This is a genomic window from Zoogloea sp. GW822-FHT05C07, from assembly GCF_058800215.1.
On sequence record NZ_CM179510.1, the window covers coordinates 2,093,940 to 2,116,634 of the forward strand.

Sequence of the window (22,695 nt, forward strand, 5' to 3'; positions counted from 1 at the left end):
CTTCCCGACGGGAAAAGATCGCCAGGGCCGCGCATGGCGGCCGACGATGCAGAGAACGGGAAAACGGATTGGGCGAGAGAAAGCCTGAGGGGCCGCGAGACGGGCGCGTCAGCCGCCCGGCGGGCAGGCTGGAAGGGAAGCGCAGGCGGCGATGCCGCCCGCGGAAACGAAGCCAACAACGTATTGAAGCATCTGACGGACTCCCGCACCGGAACCCTGGCCGGCAGGCCCAGGGACAACGGTGACGACGAATTCAAGGGTGCCGCAGTTCAGCGGAACGGCAGCTGCGCAAAGCTCACGTCAAACATCACAAACAGTCTTGTTCGTTTTTATATTACTCTTGGCAAAAACCCGTTTCAAGCCCGATATGCAAAAAATATCCCTCTTGCGCAACGAGAGAAGGTGCAAAGTCACCGCCGGCCCGATTGCGGACGCCCCTGCGCCGGGACATCCGCAAACCATCCTCAAACAGCGGCGCGGCGGACGCCGCTCACGGCCGCTGGCCGCCCATGCACAGATACTTGATCTCCAGGTACTCGTCGATGCCGTGGCGGGAGCCCTCGCGGCCGACACCGGATTCCTTGACCCCGCCGAAAGGCGCCATCTCGTTGGAGATCAGCCCCTCGTTGATGCCCACCATGCCATATTCCAGCGCCTCGGCGACGCGCCACACGCGGTGGATGTCGCGGGAATAGAAGTAGGCCGCCAGGCCGTAGGGCGTGTCGTTGGCCAGCGCGATGGCCTCGTCGTCGGTCTTGAAGCGGAACAGCGGCGCCACCGGACCGAAGATCTCCTCGCGGGCGATGCGCATGTCGGCGGTGATGCCGGCCAGTACCGTCGGCGTGTAGAACCAGCCGCCGCGCGGGTGGCGCGCGCCGCCGGTGACGACTTGCGCGCCCTTGGCCAGCGCATCGCCGACCAGCCCTTCCACCTTGGCGAGGGCCGCCGCGTTGATCAGCGGACCAACCTGGGCGCCGGCGGCCAGGCCGTCGTCCACCTGCAGCGCGGCGGCGGCTTCGGCCAGGCGCGCCGCGAAGACATCGTAGATGCCGTCCTGCACCAGGATGCGGTTGGCGCACACGCAGGTCTGGCCGGCGTTGCGGTACTTGGAGGCCATCGCGCCGGCCACCGCGGCGTCCAGGTCGGCGTCGTCGAAGACGATGAAGGGCGCGTTGCCGCCCAGTTCCAGCGACAGCCGCTTGACCGTGTCGGCGCACTGGGCCATCAGGCGCTTGCCGACCGGCGTGGAGCCGGTGAAGGACAGCTTGCGCACCACCGGGCTGGCGGTGAGCGTTTCGCCGACCACCGCCGGGCGGGCGGTGGTGACGATGTTCAGCACGCCGGCCGGGATGCCGGCCCGCTGGGCCAGTTCGGCCAGCGCCAGCGCGCACAGCGGCGTCGCCTCGGCCGGCTTGACCACCGAGGTGCAGCCCGCCGCCAGCGCCGGCGCCACCTTGCGGGTGATCATCGCAATCGGGAAGTTCCACGGCGTGATCGCCGCGGTGACGCCGACCGGCTGGCGGATGGCCAGCAGGCGCTTGTCGGGGGTCGGCGCCGGGATGGTCTCGCCATACACGCGCTTGCCCTCCTCGGCGAACCACTCGACGAAGGATGCGCCGTAGGCCACTTCGCCGCGCGCCTCGGCCAGCGGCTTGCCCTGTTCGCAGGTCATCAGCACGGCCAAGTCCTCCTGGTTGGCCAGGATCAGCTCGTACCAGCGGCGCAGCAGCCCGGCCCTATCCTTGGCCGAGCGGGCGCGCCAGGCCGGCAGCGCCCGTGCCGCGGCATCGATGGCCTGCTGCGTCTCGGCGGCGCCCATGTCGGGCACGCGGGCGATCTCGGCGCCGGTAGAAGGATTCACCACCGCATGGGTCGCGCCATCGAGCGCATCGGCCCAGGCGCCGTCGATGAAAGCCTGCCGGCGCAACAGGGAGACATCCTTGAGTTTCATTATTTTCCTTTCGCGAGATGGGAACGCATTTCCACATACAAGAGATGTGAAACGCTCACTCTTTCCGTGAACGTCAAGCCCATAGAATCGACGTGGATTGTCCAACGATAAGAAAAGCAAGGAAACAACGCCATGCACAGATACGCTCCCGGCAGAACCGACGAACAAGGCCTGATGGTCGATGATGGCGAAGGGCTCGGCGGCCGCGTGCTGGTCGTGGACGACGAAAAAGTCACCCGTGCCGTTCACCGCGCCATCCTGGCCCAGCAGTTCGACGTGCTGACCGCCGCATCCGGCAGCGAGGCGCTCGAGCAGTGCGTCGGGCAGACACCGGACCTGATCGTGCTGGACGTGGAGATGCCCGGCATCGACGGCTACGAGACCTGCCGCCGCCTGCGCGCCTTCACCAGCGTGCCGATCATCTTCGTCACCGGCCACCAGTCCCTCGAAGAGCACCTCAAGGCCTTCGAGGCCGGCGGCACCGACCTGATCACCAAGCCGGTCAACGCCGACATCTTCCAGCGCAAGGTCGCCGTGGCGATCCGCCAGTACCGCGCCGCCGCCACGCTGGCGGAAGAAAAGAAGGCCCTCGAACGGATGGCGATGGGCTTCCTGTCGAGTGTCAGCCAGACCGGCATCCTGCTCGACTTCATGCGCAAGAGCATCGCCAGCCACGATTACCGGGCGCTGGCCGACAGCCTGCTGTCCGCGATCCGGGAGCTCGGCCTCAAGTCCTGCGTGCTGGTCCGCCACCCGGACGGCACAGCCACCGCCGTCACCGATCACGGCGAACCCACCGCACTGGAGCAATCCATCCTCGATCACGTGTCCGAGATGGGCCGCCTGTTCCAGTTCAGGAAACGCCTGGTGGTGAACTACGACCGCGTGTCGATCATCGTCTCCAACATGCCGGACGAAGCGGAGGAGCCCGAGCGGGCTGGCATTCTCCGCGACAGCCTGGTGATCCTGGCGGAATCGGCGGAAGCCCTGTCCGTCAACGTGGACATCCGCCAGGAGGGCCAGAAGCGCGCCGAGCAGTTGCAGATCGCCCTCAGCGGGGCCGAGGCCGCGCTGACCGCGTTCGGCGAGCAGAACAAGGCCGCCATGCGCGACACCCGCCTGCTGCTGCAGGAGATGGCAGACAGCATCGAAAGGACCTACGGCTGGCTCAACACCAGCCAGACCCAGGAAGCAACGATCAACGCCACGATGGAGCAGGCGATCCAGCGCATCCTCGCGCGCCTGGCCAGCGGTGGCGACTTCGACGCCCAGTTCGCCCAGGTGATGCAGGCCCTCAACGCCGGGCGCAGCCACAACGCGGTGGAGTTGTTCTAGGCGGGCGCCGCCATACCACCGGACAGGGCCCGGAAGGTCCGCATCTGCCCCACGGAGCACCCTGCACGGCCGTTTTCTTTTAGCTGGATCAAATCCGGCGCAGACCTTCCTTGACTGGGCCGCGCTAGCATCCTAGCGTTACCCCATCATGACATTCAGCGTATTTTCGTGGTGGTCGCTGCTGTGCGCGGTGGCCGGACTCAACATCCTGGCCTGGCTGTGGTCGGCCGCGGCCCTCAACCGGCGCCAGGGCCTGCTGTCGGCCGAGGCCTACGGCTGGCGGCGCTGGCAGTTGCTGCTGTCGGCGGGCTACGTGTTCGGGTGTGCCTACCGCTCCTTCCTGCCGGTCTTCGACGTGCCGCGCCTGTGCCTGTTCGACTCCTGGCTGTCCAGCGTGATCGTCGGCCGTTCGGTGGCGACCATCGCCGAGCTGTGCTTCGTCACCCAGTGGGCGCTGATGCTGCGCGAAGCCGCCCAGGCCACCCGCAGCACGCCCGGCCGGCTCGCGTCGAACGTCATCGTGCCGCTGATCGTGGTGGCGGAAACCTGCTCCTGGTATTCGGTGCTGACCACCGCCAACCTCGGCCACGTCATCGAGGAATCCCTGTGGGGCGTCAGTGCGGCGCTGCTGGTGGCCGGCCTGCTGGCGGTGTGGCCGCGCTCGGCGGCGGCCCAGCGGCCGCTGCTGGCCCTGTGGTGCGTGGCCGGCGTCGGCTACGTGCTCTACATGTTCGGCGTGGATGTGCCGATGTACTGGGCCCGCTGGCTGACCGACGAGGCCCATGGCCGCCCCTACCTGAGCCTCGCCCAGGGCGTGCTGGACGCCTCCAGCCGCTGGGTGGTGTCCCACCGCTGGGCCGACTGGCACGGCGAGATGGTGTGGATGTCCCTCTACTTCAGCGTCGCGGTGTGGCTCAGCATCGCGCTGATCCACGCCCCGACGCCGGCCCCGGCGCGCGCGCTGCTGCGCTTGGCGGCGAGCCGGCGGCCCACCGGGCGGGCACTGCATTCCTGACGGCCGCGCGGGCCGCCGTCAGGCCCACTTCAGGGCTTCTTCAAGCCTTCTTCACGAACTCCGACTTTAGCTGCATCGCGCCGAAACCGTCGATCTTGCAGTCGATGTCGTGATCGCCATCCACCAGGCGGATGTTCTTGACCTTGGTGCCGACCTTCACCACCGAGGACGAGCCCTTGACCTTCAGGTCCTTGATCACGGTGACGCTGTCGCCGTCCTGCAGCACGTTGCCGTTGGCGTCGCGGACGACCTTCTGTTCCTCGGCGGGGGCCGCCTGCGGCCATTCATGGGCGCATTCGGGGCACACGAAGTTGGCGCCGTCCTCGTAGGTGTATTCGGAGCCGCACTGGGGGCACTTGGGCAGACTGCTCATGGAGATTTCCTGTATCGGTTGGGGAGTGCTCAGGCGCTGCGCTTCTTCAGCAGCACGCCGCACTCCAGGTGGTGCGTATAGGGAAACTGGTCGAAGGCCGCGGCGGCGGCGATGGCGTGGCTGTCCTGCAAAGCGGCGACGTTGTCGCGCAGGGTCTCCGGATTGCAGGAGATGTACAGGATGTTGTCGAAGCCGCGGGCCAGCGCGACGGTCGGCGCGTCGAGGCCGCTGCGCGGCGGATCGAGAAACAGCGTCGTGAAGTTGTAGCCGGCCAGGTCCACGTCCTTCATGCGGCGGTATTCGCGGCCGCCGGCCAGCGCGTCGCTGATCTCGTCGCTGGACATGCGCACCATCGCCACCGTGTCGATGGCGTTGGCTTCCAGGTTGTAGTGGGCCGCATGCACCGACGACTTGCTGACCTCTGTGGCCAGCACGCGGCCGAAATGGGGCGCCAGCGCGATCGTGAAGTTGCCGTTGCCGCAGTACAGCTCCAGCAGGTCGCCGCCCAGCCCGCGGGCCTGGGCGCAAGCCCAGCCGAGCATCTGGCGGTTAACACCGCCGTTGGGCTGCGTGAAGCTGCCCTCGATCTGCTTGTAGCGCAGCGTGCGGCCGTCCAGTTCGAAGGACTCCAGCAGCCAGTCGCGGCCGATGACGATCTTCTGCTTGCGGCTGCGGCCAATCACCTGCACGCCCATGTCGGCGGCCAGCTCGGCGGCGGCGGCCTCCCAGGCGGCGTCGAGGGGACGATGGTAGACCAGGCAGATCATCAGCTCGCCGCTCAGCGTGGCAAGAAAATCCACCTGGAAGATCTTCCGCTTGAGGGCCTCGCTGGCCATCAGGCGCTCGCGCAGCAGCGGCATCGCGCGGGCGATGGGCTCGCAGGCCGGCGGGAAATCGTCGATGACCACCGGCACCTTGGGCTCGTCCGGGTCGAACATCGCGTAATCCACCCGCGGCCCCATGTGCCACATGCGGAACTCGGCGCGCAGCCGGTAATGCAGCGGCGCGGAGCGAAACACGTCCGGCTCGGGCAGGCCGAAGGGCGCGAAATCCTGCTTGAAGCGCGCGACCTTGGCGGCCAGCTGGGATTCGTAGTCGGCGGGGTTGAAGCTGGGTAAAGACATGGTATTCGGGCACATCCAGTACGCCCCGGCACGGGCCAGCCGGCGGCGGAGGACGGACTATACGCCTGTCGCCGCTTCTCCACAGCTTCCCCACAGCCCCTCCACAGTTGCACCAGGGCTTCTCCACAACTTTTTCACAGCTTTTGCACAGCCCCCCGCTCTGCCCCGCGCCCCCGGACGCCTGCCGTTCGGCCGAACAGGCGGGCGGCGCTGGCCCGGGACAGCTGCGCCGCGGCCTCCAGCGGGCGGGCACGCTGCTCGGTGGAGATGATCTCCACGCCCCACGGGCCGTCGTAACCGCCGGCCCGCACCGCGGCGATGAAGGCCGGCAGGTCGAACTCGCCGTCGCCGCACAGGCGGCGGCGGTCCAGCGTGTCGGCGATCGGCGAGCCGACGGTGGCCAGCGTGCCGTCGTCCAGCTCGGCGCCGCCTATCGTGCCCGGTGGCAACGCGGCAATCCGTTCCAGCGGCATGCGGCCGCGGGTCACGTGCCAGCTGTCGAGCATCAGCCCGCCGCCACGGCCGGCGCTGGCGCCGATGATGGCCAGCGCGGTGTCCAGGTCGGGGATGTTGGAAAAGGGAATCGGCTCCAGCGTGACCACGCTGCCGACGGCGCGGGCCTCGCCGGCCAGCTGCTGAAAGGCGTCGTGCATGCGCTCGACGCTCCAGTCCGCCCCGCCGAAATCACCGGCGGCCTTGATGTGATGGGCGCCCAGCTCGGCCGCCGCAGCCAGCAGCAGCTGGCGGTCGGCGTCGGACTGGCGCCGCACCGGGCCGTCGGCGCACCAGTCGAACAGGGCTTCCAGCTCGACATGACGGAGGCCGTTACCGGCCAGGATCGCGCGGATCTCGGCGTAGCCGTGGCGAGCCAGGATGCGGCGCAGGTCGGCCTGCTTGAAGCCGAAGCCGGCATAGCCGGCCCGCCCCGCCGCCTCGGCCCGCGCGCGAAAAGACCACGGGCTGTGGTCGTCGGCGCCGAACGCGTAGTTGCCGGCCAGCGTCCAGTAGCAACCGATCAGCGCCACCGGCATCGCCGCCGCCTCAGTGCGGGTAGTAGCCGACCGCCACCACCAGCCCGCCGACCTTACGCAGCAGGGTGTGCTTGCGCTCGACCTTGCTGGTGACGGTGTTGCGCCAGGCGTAGTCGATCTCGCCCTGATCCTTGTCCTTCACGCGGGCCAGCAGCGCCTCGGTGAAGGGCTTGCCGTCGGCGTCGCGGAGGGCCAGCGCGTCGCTGCCGACCAGGCGCGGGATGGCGCCGTGGGCCTTGAAGCGCTTGTCGTCGAGGCCGATCGCGAAGACGTAGAGGTCGTCCTCGCTGAAGCTACCGTTGAGCTCGTTGAAGGCGGCGATGGCCTTGGCCGGGTCGTCCTTCGCGGCGGCGGCGGCCCGCTCCAGCAGCGCCCGGGCCTGCTCTGGGCTGCCGTGGGGCAGGTAGTAACCGACGGCGATGATGCGGTCCTGGACACGCTCGAAATAGGTCAGCTTGCGCTCCACCTTGCCGTCGCGGCGGTTCAGCCAGCGGTACTCCACCGCGCCGCGGCCCTTGGCCCGGGCAACATCGAGCATCTCGCGGAAGAAGGGCTTGCCGGCGGCGTCCTGCATGTCGGCCACGTTGCGGTCGATCAGCGCCGCCGACGAGCCGCCGCTGGCCAGCATGGTGCCCTTGCTGTCCAGCACGTACACGTACAGGCTGGGGGTCAGGAATTCGCCCTGGCGGCTGAAGGCGCCGAGAGCCAGATCCTGCTTGTCCTTGTAGTAGGCCACGGCCTTGGCGAGCAGCGCCTGGGCCTGTCTGGCCTCGTCCTCGGCGGCCTGGGCCACCAGCGCGCTCGACATCAGCAGCGCGGCTGCAAATTTCGGGAACATGGTTCTTCCTTTCGTCGTTCAGACCAGGTCCGGCACCAGCACGCCGCGCCCGACCAGCTTGCCGTCGCGCAGATCCTGCAGCACCTGCGGCCCCTGCTCGATGCCGAAATAGCTGGCATCCACGTGGATGCGCCCGCTCTGGGCCAGCGCGATGACCTCCATCAGCTCGGCGCGGGAACCCCACAGCGGCGTGCTCACCGAGCAGCCGAAGGGCAGCGTCCATTGGGTCAGCGGGATCGTCCCGCCGCCGACGCCGACCACCGTCAGCTGGCTGTTGCGGCCGACCAGCTGCACGGCCAGGTCGAGGGTCGGCTGGATGCCGACGAAATCCAGCACCAGCGCCGCCTTGCGCCGGCCGGTGAAGGCCGTGATCTGCTCCGCCGCCGCAGCGGCGTTGCGGGAATTGACCACCAAGTCGGCGCCCAGCTGGCGGGCGTGCTCCAGCTTGCGGTCGTCCACGTCCACCGCCACCACGCGGGCACCGCACAGCACGCGCAGCAGCTGCACCGCCATGTGGCCGAGGCCGCCGACGCCGATCACCACCGCCGTCGCATCCGGCGTCAGCAGATGCAGGCCGCGCTTGATGGCGTGGTAGGGCGTCAGCGCCGCGTCGGTCAGCGGCGCGGCTTCCCGCGGCGCCAGGCTGCCCAGCGGCACCAGCAGGCGCGGCGAGGGCACCAGCATGTATTCGGCCATGCCGCCGTCGGTGCCGATGCCGCCGCCGTTGTTGGGCAGGCTCTCCCAGTTCTCGCAGTAGGCCTCCATCGACAGCAGGCAGGCGTGGCAGTGGCCGCAGCCCCAGAAGCCGAACACCGCCACCGGGTCGCCCTCCTTCACGCCGGTGACGCCGGCGCCCAGCGCGGCCACCCAGCCGGCATTCTCATGGCCGAGGGTGAAGGGGCCGTGGAAATGCATCGCGCCGTGGTCCAGCACGTGGAGGTCGGAATGGCACACGCCGGCGCCGCCGATCCTGACCAGCACCTGGCCGGGGCCGGGCTGCGGGATCGGGACCTCCTCGACGATGGGCGCGGCGCCCGGAACGGTGAAGCGGACAGCTTTCATGCTCATGGATGCCTCCTTCGCGGGGCCTTGGGTGTCAGCGGGCGGTGGCGGCAGCGAGACCCTGGAACATCAGGGCGTAGGCCACGCGCAGGAAGGCGTCGGCCTCATCGGGTTGGCCGGACTCGGTGGTGAATTCGCTGTGGTAGTTGAGGCGGCTGCGCCCGCCGGCCAGCGCTTCGATGCGCCCGGTGGCCTGGTAGGCGGTGATGCCGGCGGGACGCTGGCCGACGATGGACAGCTTGTAGGTCATCGTCGCCGGGTCCTGGAAATCCAGCCGTTCGCTGACCGGCGCGGCAAAGCCCTTGTTGTAGATGTGACGGGTCAGGCCGATGCCCTCGCCTTCGAGCTCGACGCGCTCGATCTGCACGGCGGGCACGTCCTGCGGCCACCAGCGCTCGATGTGGGCGAAGTCGGCGAGGAGGTCCCACAGCAGCGCGGCGGGAGCGTCGAAGTCGTGGTGGGTAGTGATCTGGTGCATGGTGTCTCCGGGTTTTTTATTTATCGGGATGGTGCAGTCACGGCTACGGCAGCGTGGCGGACGGCCGCGCCGCGATGCGTTCGCGCCAGGCGGCGAGGCGCCGATGGGCGGGGTCGAGCCCCTGCCCCACCAGCGCGCCGAACTCCACGAAGCAGAACAGCAGGAGGTCGGCCACCGTCAGCGCGTCGCCGGCAATATACGGCTTGTCGCCGAGCTGCGCCTCGAACCAGGCGAGGCCCTCGCGGGCGCTCTGCTTGAGGTCGTCGGCGGCCTGCGGCAGGCAGCGCACCCGCTCGCGGAACAGCGGCAGGCCCTCGGCGCCGCGGAAGCCGGCCGTCATCGGCTGGACCACCAGCAGATCCACGCGCCGCCACCACATGCGCGTGACGGCGCGGGCCTCCGGCGTGGCGCCGATCAGCGCCGGCGCCGGCCGGAACTCCTCCAGGTACTCGCAGATGGCGGTGGTCTCGGCGATGCGGAGGCCGCCCTCCAGTTCCAGCACCGGCGTCGTGCCGGTCGGGTTGATGGCCTGCCAGGCCGGCTGGCGGTTCTCGCCGGCGATGATGTCCACCACCACGTGGTCGAGGGAAAGGCCCTTCTCGGCGGCGAACATCCTGACGACGCGCGGGTTGGGTCCGATGGAGGTGTACAGCTTCATGGCCGGCGCCCTCCGCTCAGAACTGCACGCGCTTGGTGTAGCCGCCGTCGATCACCAGATTGGTACCGGTGATGTAGGAGGCCGCCGGGCTGGACAGGAAGACCATCGCGCGGGCCACGTCCTCCGGCGCACCGAAGCGGCCGAGGGGCATCTCGGAGAGGGTCTTGTCGTACAGCTCGGGCATCGCCTCCTTGATCATCGACCAGTTGCCGCCCGGGTAGGCGATGGGGCCGGGGCAAACGGTGTTGACGCGGATCTGCTTGGCGGCCCACAGCTGGGACAGCTGCTTGGCGTAGGTGATGATGGCCGCCTTGATGGCGTTGAAGGCCTGCGGGTAGATGAAGGTCTCCACCGCCGCGGTGCTGGACATCAGGATCACCGACGGGGATTCGGATTTCTCGAGGAAGGGCTCGAGGGTCTGGCAGCCGGTGACGGCGCCCATCATGTCGAGGCGGAAGGTCATGTCCCAGTCGGTGGTGCCCTGGGCGCCGGACGAGCTGGCGTTGTGGATGAAGATGTCGCAGCCGCCCAGGCGCTCGGCGGCGCTGGTCAGCCAGGCCTGGTAGGCGGCGCCGTCGTTCATGTCGAAGGCGTCGCCGATGACCTTGCCGCCGTGCTGGCGCAGCTCCCCGACGGTCTGCTCGACGCGTTGCTTGTCGCGGGAGAAGAAGGCGATGTCACAACCTTCCGCCGCGTAGATTTCCAGCGCCGCCTTGCCGATGCCGCGGCTGCCGCCGTTGATGATGACTTTCTTACCGCGCAGTCCGAGTTCCATTTTGTCTCTTCCTTGTGTGTGAGGGTGATTCCGGCGGGCCATCCCGCCGTGCAGCTTTTCTTAGCGGGCGGCCTTGCCCCAGGCGATGCCACGGCGCAGCAGCTCGTAGAACACCGGCTGCTCCCAGGCGCACTTCTGCTTCTCTGGCCAGTAGTCCATGAAGGGCTGCATGTCGTAGTGGCCACGGCAATGGCCGAGGGTCAGGTAAAGCACTGCGCCTGCGCCAATGGGACGCAGGTAGAGCACCGGGTGGCGGGCACGCTTCCACTTGCTGTGCGCGAAGCCGGTGCCCTCCCCTTCGAACTCGGTGTCGAGGAGCACGTGCAGTTCGGCGTGGATGTCCGACAGGTAGAGCTCGTCCACCACCTCGAACGGCTCGATGCCCTTCACCAGCTCGTGCTTCGGGTCGGCCACCTCGACCCGGTAGGGGCCGATCGGCGGATGGGCGATGAACTGGCTGCCGAGGGTTTCCATGAAGTGCGGCGCCAGCGCCGGCGAATCCACCAGGCCGTTGTCGAGGAAGCGCAGGATCGACGCGGTGCCGTGCAGCGCGTACCAGCGCCCGCCGCCGGCCACCCAGGCGCGCAGGGCTTCCTGCTCGTCAAGGCTGGGGACGACGTCACAGGTGTAGGTCACCAGGAAAGCCGCGTTGCGGATCGCGTCGAGGTTCGAGTAGTCCTCGAAGACCCGCACGCGGATACGCTCATCCTCGCCGAGCAGCTTGAGCAGTTCGAGGCGCGCGAAGTCGATGTCGTGGAACTTGCCGGAGGCCACCAGCACGCAGTCGATGCGGCCGGGCGTGTTGCTGTCGCTCATCGCCGCCTCCTCAGCCCACCGCGCGGATCGGCTCGCTGCCGTCCCAGTGGCGGGCGGCATCGCGCATCACGTCGAAGAAGGCGTAGTTGTCCGGGGGGAAGCAGATCATCTCGATCAGACTGCCCGGGCCGCCGCCCGCATCCACGTAGATCGCCTCGCCGCCACCGGGTAGCCAGATCTCCTGCAGCACAGTGGCGCCGGCCTCGGCACAGATCTCCCGCGCCTTGGCCATGTCCTCGACGACGATGCACACGTGGTGCAGGCCTTCGCGGCCCTCGCCGCGCCAGCTCTTGTAGATCGACGGTGCGTCGTTGTGCTGCTCGATGATCTCCACCTGGGTGTCGCCCCAGTAGGCGATATACACCGAGAAGTCGATGCTGGCCGGCTCGCCCTTGTATCTGGCGGCATCGACGACGATGTTGGACAGCTTGAAGAACGGGCCGACGCCCATCGTCTCGGTCCAGTAGCGCAGCGCGCCGGGCACGTCGGCCGGCACGTAGGCCATCTGCATCACGCTGCCGAGGCGGCTGATGAGGGATTGATTGCTCATCCTGGTACTCCTCAAGCCTGGGCCGCCGCCACGACGGCGGCCTGGATTTCTTCGCGGGTGGGGTTGCGGCGCAGGGTCAGGCCGCCATTCACCTGCAGGTTCTGGCCGGTCATGAAGCACTCGTCGCTGGACAGCCACACGGCGGCCGCGGCGATGTCGTCCTTGGTGCCGATGCGCCCCAGCGGGTAGCCGGACAGGAAGCTGTCGAAGAGGCCCGGCACGTCCTTGGCGCCGGCCGTCATCGGCGTGTCGGTGAGGCCCGGCGAGATGGAGTTGGCGCGGATGCCGCGCTCGCCGAACTCGTGGGCGACGCAGCGGATCACATGGTCGGTGCCGGCCTTGGTGCCCATGTAGGCGGCGTGGTCGTTGAGCATGATGGTGGCGGTCGCCGAGCTGATCTGGATGATCGAGCCGCCCTTGGCCAGCGTATCCACCGCCGCCTGGCAGAAGTAGAACGGGCCCTTGAACTGCAGGTCGGTGATCTGGTCGATCTCCGCCACGGTGGTTTCGGTGAAGCCCTTCAGCAGGCCCCAGCCGGTGGCATTCACCGCGATGTCCACGCGGCCGCCCCAGTCCTTGGCAAAGGCGAACAGCGCCGAGACCTCGTCCTTGTTGGTGATGTCGCACTGGAAGGCCGCGCCGCCGATGCCCGCCGCGAAGCGGTCCAGCTCGTCCAGCTTGCGGCCGGCCACCACCACCCGCGCGCCTTCATCGTGGAAGCGGCGGGCGATGACCTGGCCCATGTTGTCCTTGCCGGCGGCACCGAGAACGATCGCCACCTTGCCTTCGAGTTTCTTGCTGGCTGCCATGTCAGGCTCCTCCGCCGATGATCGATGAAGCGTTGTCGAGAACGATGTGGGCGCCGCTCATGTGGCGCGACTCGTCGGATGCCAGGAACAGCACCGTGTTGGCCACGTCGGTCGGCTGGCCGAGGCCGGGCAGCGTGTCGGCGCCGACCGCCGCCAGCAGCGGGGTGTTGATCATTCCGGGCAGGATCGCGTTGCAGCGCATCGCGTAGCCCTTTTCGCGGATGTGCGCGGCGATGGTGGTGGTCAGCGCCAGGATCGCCCCCTTGGCGGCGGCGTAGGTGATGACCCCCGGAAAGCCGCGGATCGCCGACAGGGACGAGATGTTGATGATCGAGCCGGTGGCGCCGGGGTTGGCCTTCATCGCCCCGATGGCGGCCTGGCAGCCGAGGAAGGTGCCCTCGGCGTGGATCGCGTTGAGCAGCCGGTACTGTTCCAGCGTGGCCGTCTCGATGTCGGCCGGCACCACGATGCCGGCGTTGTTGACCAGGATGTCGAGCTTGCCGAAGCGCTCCAGCGCAGTGCCGACAGCCTTGTGCCAGTCGTCCTCGCTGCGCACGTCGTGGCGCACGAAGACCCCATCGATGTCCTTGGCGAGGGCCTGGCCGGCGTCCTCGTTGAGATCGGTGACGACCACCCGCGCCCCTTCGCGCGCCAGCGCCAGCACATCGGCGCGGCCGAGGCCCGAGGCGGCGCCGGTGACGAGGGCTACCTTTCCATTCACACGTGCCATTCTTCTGTCTCCTTCGGTCGATCTGCGCGGCCCGCCGCGACGGGCGGGGCCACTTTAAAAACAGATTTGATTCTTTTTATAAAAAGCGGACGCCGGGACTCATCTGGGGACCGCCACTTTCCCGGCGTCCGGGCGCAAAAACTCTCAAGAAAACGTCGGGCCGCCCCAGGTTTCCTTGCCACCGCGGGGGCCGGGCCGGGCTCGGCCCGGCCCTGGGAACACTCAGTCCTGCAGCGCCTCCTCGGGCATCAGCGCCTTCTCAGCCGGGGTCATGACGTGGTTCTTCACGGTCTCGCCCTTGAGCAGGAAGTGGGACAGGGCCGGGATCAGGATCAGCGCGCCGAGCATGTTCCACAGGAACATGAAGGTCAGCAGGATGCCCATGTCGGCCTGGAACTTGATCGGCGACCAGGCCCAGGTGATCACGCCGGCGGCGAGGGTCACGCCGACCAGCGCCACCACCTTGCCGGTGAAGGCCACCGAGCGCTGGTAGGCCTCGCCGAGGGAGTAGCCCATGCGCTGCTGGGCCAGCTGCACGCTGAGCAGGTACAGCGCGTAATCCACGCCGATGCCGACGCCGAGGGCCACCACCGGCAGCGTCGCGACCTTCACGCCGATGCCGAGCTTGACCATCAGGGCCTCGGCCAGCACCGAGGTGAGCACCAGCGGCAGCACCGCCACCACCACCGCCCGCCAGCTGCGGAAGGTGATCGCGCACAGCAGAATCACCGACGCATAGACGTAGAGCAGCATGGTGCGGTTGGCCTCGCGGACCACGATGTTGGTGGCCGCATCGACGCCGGAGCTGCCGGCCGCCAGCAGGAACTTGCGGTCCTTGGTGTCGTGCTGGGCGGCGAATTCGCCGGCCGCCGCGACGACCCGGTCGAGGGTCTCGGCCTTGTGGTCGGACAGGAAGGCCAGCACCGGGATCAGCGAACACTGGGTGTTGAGGAACTCGGAGTTCCAGCTCATCGCGTTGCCGATCTGCGCGTCGATCAGGCCCTGGTTGTCGCTGACGGTGATCCACTTCGGGTTGCCCTCGAAGCCGCCGGCGGTGTAGTTGCGCACCGTGTCGGCCAGGGACACCGTCTGCTGCACGCCTGGCACCTGGGCCAGGTGCCAGGCGAGGCGGTCGGTCTCGGTGAGGGTCTCGAAAGAGCGGCAGCTGTCGGGCGGCGTCTTCACCATCACCGCGAACACGTCGCTGGAGATGCCGTAGTTGGCGGTGATGAAGGCGTTGTCCTGGTTGTAGCGGGAATCCGGCCGCAGTTCGGGCGCGCCGGCATCCAGGTCGCCGATCTTCAGGTCGTGGGAGACGATGAAACCGATCACGCCGAGCACGGTGCTGGCGACGATGGCGATGGTCGCCCAGCGGCGCTCGGTGAAGTGGTCCAGGCAGGCCCACAGCTTGCCCATGCCGCGGCCCTTGATCTCGTCGCTCTCCTCCTTGAGGCTGCGCTTGGCGGCCGCCGGGCTGACGCCGACGTAGGACAGCAGCACCGGCAGCAGGATCAGGTTGGTGGTGATCAGCACCGCCACGCCGAGGCTGGCGGTCATCGCCAGTTCGCGGATCACCGGGATGTCGATCACCATCAGCACCGCGAAGCCCACCGCGTCGGCCAGGAGCGCGGTGAGACCGGCCAGGAACAGGCGGCGGAAGGTGTAACGGGCGGCCACCAGCTTGTGGGTGCCGCGCCCGACGTCCTGCATGATGCCGTTCATCTTCTGGGCGCCGTGGCTGATGCCGATGGCGAAGACCAGGAAGGGCACCAGGATCGAGAACGGGTCGAGGCCGTAGCCGAAGGTGACCACCAGGCCGAGCTGCCAGATCACTGCCACCAGCGAGCAGAACAGCACCAGGCCGGTACTGCGCACGCAGCGGGTGAACATGTAGATGATGATGGTGGCGATCACCGCGGCGATGGCGAAGAAGGCCATCACCTTCTGCAGGCCGTCGATGAGGTCGCCGGCCAGCTTGGCGAAGCCGATCACGTAGATGTTGACCTTGGCGTCCGGGCCGCTGGCGTAGCGGGCGCGGATGTCTTCCAGCGACTTCGACAGGTCGTGGTAATTGACCGCGTTGCCGTCTCCGTCCTTGGCCAGCAGCGGGATCTGGATCATGCTCGAGGTGTAGTTGTTGGCCACCAGGCTGCCCACCACGCCGGCGCGGCCGATGTTGATGCGCAGGTCCTCGATGGACTTGGCCGAGCCGTCGTAGTCGTTGGGCAGCACCGGGCCGCCGGTGAAGCCTTCCTCGGTCACCTCGACCCAGCGCACCACCGGCGTGAAGATGGACTTCATCCAGGCCCGGTCGACACCCTTCAGGATGAAGATCTCGTCGTTGATCTTGGCCAGCGTGGCCAGATAGTCGGCGTTGAAGATGTCACCCTTCGGGTTCTCGATGACGACCCGCACCGAATCCCCGAGGCCGCGCAGCTGTTCCCGGTTTTCCAGGTAGTTGGCGATGTAGGGATGGCCGTGGGGCAGCATCTTGTCAAAGCTGGCGTTCACCGTCATGCCGCGCAGCTGGAAGGCGAAGAAGACGGTGACCACCAGGCAGCCGAGCACGAGCAGCGCCCGGTTGTTGAAGATGAGTCGTTCGAGCAGGCTGCCGGAGCGTTCGTCGAAATCCTTCGGATCCGAGATCACGGCCATCTGCTGCTGATTGTGGCTAAGGTCCATGGCACTCACACTGAGGTTGGCAGGGGCGGCAGGGGCGCGCTCACTGGATGGATTCGAGGCGCACGCCTTCGGCGCCGACGAGGACGATCCGCTTGTCGTCCAGCGGGGCGAGGCCGAAATAGGCCATCGGGCGGCTGGTCTTGACCGGCTGGAAGGTCTTGCCGTCGTCGCGGCTGAGGTTCACCGCGCCGGCCTGGGTGGTCAGCAGCACGTTGCCGCCATTAAGCGCCACGCCGCCGGTGATGCCGGCCGGGGTGCCGAGGGAGGCCTTCTCCCAGCTGCGACCCTGGTCGTCGCTGCGGTACAGGCTGCCGCGCATGCCGAAGGCCAGCACGGTGTCCTTGGCGGTGACGACGAGGCCGAACAGCGTGCCCTTGTAGGGCGTAGAGGCCTGCACGAAGCGCTGCTGGGCCTTGTCGAAGCGCCACACCGCGCCCTGCTCGCCGGTCAGGTAGAGGCTGCCGGCGCGCCCGCGGATGCTGTAGAAGTGCAGCTCGCCGGGGTTGTCGGTGTGGTCCATCCACGGCGCCCAGGTCTTGCCGCCGTCGGTGGTGCGGAAGATGCGGTTGAAGGTGCCAACCACGTAGCCGGTCGTCTCGCTCTCGAAATACACATCGAGGAAGGGCTGGGTGCCGCCGCCGGCCTGCAGGTTCTTTTCCCGCTCGATCAGCATTGCCGCCTCCGGCGCTGCGGAGGACTGGAAATGGCGCAGCGCCAGCTCGGCTGCCTGCACGCCGTCGAGCTGCTTGACCCAGGTGGCGCCGCCGTCGCTGGAATGCAGCACGACGCCGCCGTGGCCAACCGCCCAGCCCAGCTTGGGGCTCGGGAAATTAACCGCCACCAGATCGGAGCCGACCGGCACGCGGGCCTGGGTCCAGCTGGCGCCGGCGTCGTCGGAATAGATGATCATGCCGCGCAGGCCGACGGCGACGATGCGCGTGCCGGCCACCGCCGAGCCGAGCAGCGCACTGGTCGCGCCGATCTTGCTCTGGGCTGCGGGGATGTTGATCGGATTGTCGAACGCCAGGGCGGTCCCCGCCTGCGTCGATGCGATGAGTAGCAGGGACGCGACGACCCCTGCCTTTTTTATTATCGGCAACACGTGTGTTCTCCTTCCACCAGGTGGGACTGGGGCAGGCGCCGGACCGGATGCACCGGCCCGCGCCTGTCGGGGTGAGGCTTGGGTCGGGCTTAGCGGATGCCGCCGCCGGCCAGGGCCTCGGAGCTGAAGAAGTTGTTGGGCTTGGCGTCGGTGACGATCCAGCCACCGGTGTCGGTCACGTTCTGCTGGCGGGCGTAGTTGCCGGTGGCCAGGTCGGCGGTGACCCATTCGTCGGTGGAGTGGTGGCCCGGGGCGTCATACAGGGAGATCGGCAGGCTGTAGGTGACGCGGTAGATCTGGTTGGCCGAGTCGTAGCCTTCGGTCATGCCGATGCCGGGCATGTCCTCGTCCCAGTACAGGGTGCGCTTCGGATAGACGTGGCGCTTGCCGTCCTTGAGCGTGGCTTCCACCACCCACACGCGGTGCAGTTCCCAGCGCACGCAGTCGGGGTTCAGGAAATTCTTGGTGGCGAAGGCCGTGGCGTTCGGGCAGCTCTTCGCGTCGCGCACCTTGTAGGCGTTGTACGGGATGTACATCTCCTTCTTGCCGACCAGCTTGAAGTTGTAGCGGTCCAACGCACCGTAGAACACCGCCGCCTCGTCCACCGTGCCGGCACCGCCGCCGGTGGGGCTCGGGGTGTCGTAGGCGATGTCCGGCGACAGCTTCACGCGGCGCTGGCCAGGCAGGTAGGACCAGGCGCGGCGGCCGACGTTGACCATGTCCACCGAGTCATGCACGACCAGCTTCTCGCCGGCCTTGCGGGCGGGATCGGAGTAATCGACGCGGATCTTCTCGTAGGGCTCGTCGGCGCTGATCGGGGTGGTGCGCTTCGGGTCGAAGATCGGGTACTGGATCCACATCGTGGCGACGCCGGTGGTGGTGTTGTTGCCCTGGGTATCCACCACGGTGCCGGTCATGCCTTCCGACATCAGCGCGTAGCCGTCGTACTTGAACAGGCGGTTCCACATCACCTCGTTGCCGGTCTTGGGGATCGGGAACGGGATGCCGGCGTAGCAGCCTTCCAGTTGCAGACCGTTGTTGATGGTCTTGCAGGCGGTGGCGTTCTTGACCGAGTTGTCCAGGTAGAACTGCGGATAGGTGATGTTGCGGTGGGTCGGATAGACGTCGATGCGAAAGCCGGCGTACTTCTTCATCATCGCCTTGATGCCCTCGGACAGCTTGCCGGCGTGCTTGTCCATGCTCTTGGCGTCGATGGAGTACAGCGGCTTCTCGTTGGCGAAGGGGTCGGGGCGGTGCTTGGGGTTCTTCGGGTCGAAGCCCGCCGGCGGCTTGATCGGGCCGGCCAGGTCGGGGATGGTGCCTTCCTTGTTGCCCTTCTTCTCGGCGCCCCAGGGGGTCAGCGTGGAGCCCAGCTGCTTGGCTTCCTCGGCGGTGACGGCGGCCAGGGCGGACGCGGAAACGGTCGAGGCGACGGCCACTGCGACCAGGGTGCGGATGTTCGTTTTCATGCCTTGTCTCCTGCCAGATTTTTAGAATGTGGTCTTGAACGTGAAGGACAGCCAGCTACGGTCGCTGATCGCCGCATTGCCGTTGAAGGCCGCCACGGTGCCGTCGGCGGCGCGCAGGTAATTGCCGAAGTAGTTGGTGTAGGCCAGGTCGAACTTGTACTTGGCCATGTACTCGGCGCCGACCCCGATGCTCCAGGTGCCGCTGTTCTCGTTGCCACCGAAGGGCACCGGGGAATTGCCCTTGAGGCCGATGTCGTAGTGGATCGGCATGGTGATGTCGACGCTGGGCAGGGCCTGGAACCAGGTCGGCGTGAAGGTGGCGGAGATGCCGTAGGCCGAATCGGTGGAACAGCCGGACTTCACACCGGAGCAGGCACCGTACTTGTCGCCGCTGAACAGCGCCTTGGAGCCTTCATCCACGTGGGCCAGGCGGCTGTACGACAGTTCCGCCATCAGCGTCGCCGAATCGAACACCGCGGTCTTGCCGACGTAGGCCAGCGCATTGACCAGGCCGTGCCAGGTTGCGCCGCGGGCGATCTGGCTGGCGCCGGACACCGTGTTGAGGGCGCCGTTGTCGCGGCGGACCAGTTCGGCGCCGAAGGCGATGCCGGAGATCTGCTTCGACACGCTGACGCCCCACAGGCGCACGTCCTGCGCGTAGGCGTTGTACAGGTAGCCGGCCGGGTTGGAGAGGATGGTCGGCACCTTGTCGTCGAAGTGGCGGTAGTACAGGCCCACGGTAGCCTGCAGCCATTCCGGCGTCAGCTTGGTATTGACGCCCCAGCTGCCGCGGTTGCCCGGGTTGTTGCCGCTGCGGTCGCCCAGGTAGGGCGTGCCGAAGACGTTGGTGCCGCCGGCAAAGAAGGGATCGGCGCTGGCCAGGTAGGTGCCGCCTTCGGGCAGGCGGTACGGCGCCCATTCAAGGTAGTACTGGGCCGCCACCGACACGGTGTCGTTGAGCTGGGCCTGGGCCGACAGCTGGCTGAGCGGCAGGAACAGCTCCTTGGCCTCGGAGCCCGGCGTCGCCAGCGCCTTGCGGAAATCCACCGGACCCTGCGAATAGGACACGCCGTGAATCGGCGTGAACAACGACTCGCCCCAGTAGATGGTATGGCGGCCGAACTTCACGTTGACCGGCACATCGCCGATGTCCACGCGGCCGAACACGAAGGCGTCGAGCAGCTCGCCGGACTTGGTGTAGTAGCGCTTCACCGTGTCGGTGTAGCGGTTGCCGGCATAGGGCGACGGCAGCGCCGACAAGGCCGGGTTGCCCTCGAACTTGTCGTTGTAGGCCGCGTCGTACCACGCCGCGCCGGACAGGCGGAAGCCGTAGTTCTTCTTGACCACGAAATCCAGCTCGGACAACAGGTCGACGCGGTTGGTGACCAGGTCGCCCTTGTCGAACTTGCCGTCGCTGCCGTTGTGCAGCCAGGTGTTGTAGATGCTGGCGTCGCGCCCCTTGGTACGCACACCGACGTTGTACTTGACGGTGTTGTCCCAGCGGATCTCCACGTCGGAGCCTTCCGCCGTCGGGATCTGGAACGCCATGGCCTGGCCGCCGGCCAGGGATGCTGCCGCCACCGCGACTGCGGTCGCCATCCGACGACGCGGAAAGCCGCTGACGAATCTGTTTTTCACGCCTATACCTCCTCCGGTTTGAACGCTGCGGGCTTCGCCGGACACCTTCCCGGTCCGGTCCAACCCTGTCTCTCGGCTCTATGTAAAAAACCATCTAGATCGTTTTTTTTGAAAGATTACTCCCAAACTTTTGAACTGCCAAGCAGGAATTTGGAAATATCGGGAAGCGTCCTCAGACAGGCCCTGCGGCGCGACTCAGGAAGCGCGGCCAAGTGGGCTAAAAGCCTGTAACGGTGCGGGTTTCAACAGGATGGAAGCAGAACGGGAAGACGTCTGGACGACGCGCCGCAACATCGAAAACGCGGGGGATTTCAGGCCCGCCGCAGGGCCATGTGGGTGCGGATCAGCGCCAGCGCGCCAGCGCGGAAACACTCTTCCGGCTCGCTCGACAGCCAGTGCTTGATGAGCCCGCCGACGAACACGAAGGTGTCCTGGGCGACGATGGCCGGATCGACGCCAGCCCGCAGCAGGCCCTTCGCCGCCGCGCGCTGGTAGGCCGCGCCGAGGCCGGCCAGGAACTCCAGCTGGCCTTGCGTGCGCTGGCGCAGGCCGCTGAATTCTTCGACGTACTCGCACTTGAAATTCAGGATCTCGATGGTCTCCCGCGTCTCCGACTGGTCTTCCAGGATGTGGATCATCTCGCCCAGCGCACGCTCGATGCCCTGCAGCGGGTCGGCGTCCGCCTCGTCGAAGACCACCCGGTCCACGAAAGGCAGGATGGCCTGCTCGCGCATTGCGAAGAACAGGTCGGTCTTGTTCCGGAAATGCCAATAGACCGCCCCGCGGGTCACCCCGGCTGCCGCGGCGACCCTTTCCAGCGTGGTCCGGGCCACTCCGCATTCCATGAACACCCGCCGGGCGGCGTCCAGGATATGACGTCGGGTGAGCTCTGCCTCTTCTTTTGTCTTACGAACCATTCGGGTTTTCCGAAATCTCAAATGTTACACGGTGCTATTTACATACATTCGCGTTTGTATAAACTTCTCACAATCAAAATCAAAAATCCAGCCCCCGGAAGCCACCCATGAACGCCACCCCGACCGCCTCCTGTACGTTCGCGCGCCGCGCGACCCTGCCCACCCTCGTTGCCGCGGCCCTGCTGCTGGGCGCCTGTACGAGCAAGGACCAGCAGGCAGGCCCTCCACCGGGCGCCGGGCAGGCCCTGCCGGTAACGGTGCTGGCGGTGCAGCCGACCCGCGTCGAGACCAGCGTCGAAGCGGTGGCGCAGACCGAGGGGGCAAAGGAAGTCGAGGTGCGGGCCCGCGTCGGCGGCATCCTGACCAAGCGCATCTATGAAGAAGGCACCGCCGTGAAGGCCGGCCAGCCGCTGTTCCAGATCGACCGCGAGCCGCTGGACGTGGCTGTCGCCCAGGCCAAGGCCCAGCTCGCCCAGAACAAGGCCCGCCTCGAGCAAACCGCCCGCGAGGCGGCCCGCCTGAAGGCCCTGCTCGCCCAGCAGGCGATCAGCCAGCGCGAATACGACACCGCCGCCTCCGACGACGCGGCGGCCCGCGCCGCCGTGCAGGCCGCCGAAGCGGCGCTGCGCCAGGCCGACCTGAACCTCACCTGGTCTTCCGTCAGCGCGCCGGTGTCCGGCATCACCGGTCGCGCCGCGGTTTCCGAAGGCAACCTGATCACTACCGGTGGACTCCTCACCACGGTGGTCCAGGTGAATCCGATGTGGGTGCGCTTCTCAGTGTCGGAGAACGAACTCAACGCGGCGATGCCCGGAGGGAAGTTCAAGCCCCAGGCGGTGCGCGGCGTCGAGCTGATCCTGCCCGACGGCAGCACCTACCCGGTGCGCGGCAAGCTCAACTTTGCCGCCAGCCAGATCAACCCCGGCCTCGGCACGCTGCAGCTGCGCGGCGAGTTCCCCAACCCGGACGGCGCGCTGCTGCCGGGCCAGTTCGTACGGGCGCGCCTGCTCACCGGCGAGCGCGACGGCGTCTTCAAGGTGCCGCAGAACGCAGTGGTGCAGACCGACAAGGGCGCTGTGGTGATGCTCGCCGGCGCCGACAACAAGGTCGAGCCGCGGCCCGTGCAGACCGGCACCTGGACCGGCAAGGACTGGGTCATCCTGGGCGGCCTGAAGGCCGGCGACAAGGTCATCATCGACAACCTGATCAAGGTCCGGCCGGGCGCCCCCGTCGCCCCCCACGCGCCGGGCGAAGGCCCCGGCGCCGCCGGCAAGCCGGGTGCCGCCCCTGCCGCGGCACCGGCACCGGCCGCTGCGCCGGCCAAGGGTTGAGGGGGCACGGT

At 67.6% G+C, this 22,695-nt stretch carries 21 protein-coding genes; 3 read left to right on the forward strand and 18 right to left on the reverse strand.

Annotation, left to right across the window (positions count from 1 at the left end; translation table 11 throughout):
* Nucleotides 1–490: 490 nt before the first annotated feature.
* Nucleotides 491–1,951: an NAD-dependent succinate-semialdehyde dehydrogenase gene (locus AC3QL2_RS09925; protein ID WP_493233385.1), complete on the reverse strand. Its 1,461-nt coding sequence runs from the start codon at nt 1,949–1,951 to the stop codon at nt 491–493.
* Nucleotides 1,952–2,083: 132 nt separating this feature from the next.
* Here AC3QL2_RS09925 and AC3QL2_RS09930 point away from each other — a divergent pair, with 132 nt between their 5' ends.
* Together AC3QL2_RS09930 and AC3QL2_RS09935 are read left to right on the forward strand one after the other, a co-directional pair.
* A complete protein-coding gene (locus AC3QL2_RS09930) occupies nt 2,084–3,286 on the forward strand; it encodes a response regulator (RefSeq protein WP_493233386.1) in 1,203 nt (400 codons plus the stop codon).
* 148 nt (nt 3,287–3,434) lie between these two features.
* Complete coding sequence (locus AC3QL2_RS09935; RefSeq protein WP_493233387.1) at nt 3,435–4,301, forward strand: hypothetical protein; 867 nt, start codon at nt 3,435–3,437, stop codon at nt 4,299–4,301.
* A 40-nt stretch (nt 4,302–4,341) separates the two neighbouring features.
* Here AC3QL2_RS09935 and AC3QL2_RS09940 read toward each other — a convergent pair whose 3' ends face one another.
* The 17 genes from AC3QL2_RS09940 to AC3QL2_RS10020 form a co-directional block, all read right to left on the reverse strand.
* Nucleotides 4,342–4,674 (reverse strand): zinc ribbon domain-containing protein YjdM, encoded by a 333-nt coding sequence (locus AC3QL2_RS09940; protein WP_079435169.1) that lies wholly within the window; start codon nt 4,672–4,674, stop codon nt 4,342–4,344.
* A 29-nt stretch (nt 4,675–4,703) separates the two neighbouring features.
* Nucleotides 4,704–5,798, reverse strand: a complete 1,095-nt coding sequence (gene trmA / locus AC3QL2_RS09945; RefSeq protein ID WP_493233389.1) for a tRNA (uridine(54)-C5)-methyltransferase TrmA — start codon at nt 5,796–5,798, stop codon at nt 4,704–4,706.
* 134 nt (nt 5,799–5,932) lie between these two features.
* Nucleotides 5,933–6,823, reverse strand: a complete 891-nt coding sequence (locus tag AC3QL2_RS09950) for a sugar phosphate isomerase/epimerase family protein (protein WP_493233391.1) — start codon at nt 6,821–6,823, stop codon at nt 5,933–5,935.
* A gap of 16 nt (nt 6,824–6,839) precedes the next feature.
* Nucleotides 6,840–7,667: a cache domain-containing protein gene (locus AC3QL2_RS09955; RefSeq protein WP_493233392.1), complete on the reverse strand. Its 828-nt coding sequence runs from the start codon at nt 7,665–7,667 to the stop codon at nt 6,840–6,842.
* Between the two features lie 18 nt (nt 7,668–7,685).
* A complete protein-coding gene (locus AC3QL2_RS09960; protein WP_374479284.1) occupies nt 7,686–8,735 on the reverse strand; it encodes an NAD(P)-dependent alcohol dehydrogenase in 1,050 nt (349 codons plus the stop codon).
* 28 nt (nt 8,736–8,763) lie between these two features.
* The gene (locus AC3QL2_RS09965; protein WP_493233394.1) at nt 8,764–9,207 is read right to left on the reverse strand and encodes an SRPBCC family protein; all 444 of its coding nucleotides are present in this window, start codon (nt 9,205–9,207) and stop codon (nt 8,764–8,766) included.
* Nucleotides 9,208–9,250: 43 nt separating this feature from the next.
* Nucleotides 9,251–9,865, reverse strand: coding sequence for a glutathione S-transferase family protein (locus AC3QL2_RS09970; protein ID WP_493233396.1), 615 nt, complete (start codon nt 9,863–9,865; stop codon nt 9,251–9,253).
* A gap of 16 nt (nt 9,866–9,881) precedes the next feature.
* The gene (locus AC3QL2_RS09975; RefSeq protein WP_079435164.1) at nt 9,882–10,640 is read right to left on the reverse strand and encodes an SDR family NAD(P)-dependent oxidoreductase; all 759 of its coding nucleotides are present in this window, start codon (nt 10,638–10,640) and stop codon (nt 9,882–9,884) included.
* Nucleotides 10,641–10,700: 60 nt separating this feature from the next.
* Nucleotides 10,701–11,456: a ThuA domain-containing protein gene (locus AC3QL2_RS09980; protein WP_493233398.1), complete on the reverse strand. Its 756-nt coding sequence runs from the start codon at nt 11,454–11,456 to the stop codon at nt 10,701–10,703.
* Nucleotides 11,457–11,466: 10 nt separating this feature from the next.
* Nucleotides 11,467–12,006 carry a VOC family protein gene (locus tag AC3QL2_RS09985; protein WP_493233400.1) on the reverse strand — a complete coding sequence of 180 codons (540 nt, stop codon included), beginning with the start codon at nt 12,004–12,006 and terminating at the stop codon, nt 11,467–11,469.
* Between the two features lie 11 nt (nt 12,007–12,017).
* On the reverse strand, nt 12,018–12,815 hold the full coding sequence (locus AC3QL2_RS09990; RefSeq protein WP_493233401.1) for an SDR family oxidoreductase: 798 nt from the start codon (nt 12,813–12,815) through the stop codon (nt 12,018–12,020).
* Nucleotide 12,816: 1 nt separating this feature from the next.
* Nucleotides 12,817–13,545 carry an SDR family oxidoreductase gene (locus tag AC3QL2_RS09995; RefSeq protein WP_493233403.1) on the reverse strand — a complete coding sequence of 243 codons (729 nt, stop codon included), beginning with the start codon at nt 13,543–13,545 and terminating at the stop codon, nt 12,817–12,819.
* 222 nt (nt 13,546–13,767) lie between these two features.
* Nucleotides 13,768–16,200, reverse strand: coding sequence for an efflux RND transporter permease subunit (locus tag AC3QL2_RS10000; RefSeq protein WP_493233551.1), 2,433 nt, complete (start codon nt 16,198–16,200; stop codon nt 13,768–13,770).
* 67 nt (nt 16,201–16,267) lie between these two features.
* The gene (locus tag AC3QL2_RS10005; protein WP_493237059.1) at nt 16,268–17,326 is read right to left on the reverse strand and encodes a WD40/YVTN/BNR-like repeat-containing protein; all 1,059 of its coding nucleotides are present in this window, start codon (nt 17,324–17,326) and stop codon (nt 16,268–16,270) included.
* 92 nt (nt 17,327–17,418) lie between these two features.
* Nucleotides 17,419–18,798: a DUF1329 domain-containing protein gene (locus AC3QL2_RS10010; RefSeq protein ID WP_493233407.1), complete on the reverse strand. Its 1,380-nt coding sequence runs from the start codon at nt 18,796–18,798 to the stop codon at nt 17,419–17,421.
* Between the two features lie 21 nt (nt 18,799–18,819).
* On the reverse strand, nt 18,820–20,436 hold the full coding sequence (locus tag AC3QL2_RS10015; RefSeq protein WP_493233408.1) for a DUF1302 domain-containing protein: 1,617 nt from the start codon (nt 20,434–20,436) through the stop codon (nt 18,820–18,822).
* Between the two features lie 311 nt (nt 20,437–20,747).
* On the reverse strand, nt 20,748–21,353 hold the full coding sequence (locus AC3QL2_RS10020) for a TetR family transcriptional regulator (protein ID WP_493233410.1): 606 nt from the start codon (nt 21,351–21,353) through the stop codon (nt 20,748–20,750).
* A 107-nt stretch (nt 21,354–21,460) separates the two neighbouring features.
* On the opposite strand from AC3QL2_RS10020, the gene AC3QL2_RS10025 reads away from it, so the two are divergent.
* Complete coding sequence (locus AC3QL2_RS10025; RefSeq protein WP_493233411.1) at nt 21,461–22,684, forward strand: efflux RND transporter periplasmic adaptor subunit; 1,224 nt, start codon at nt 21,461–21,463, stop codon at nt 22,682–22,684.
* Nucleotides 22,685–22,695: the final 11 nt, after the last annotated feature.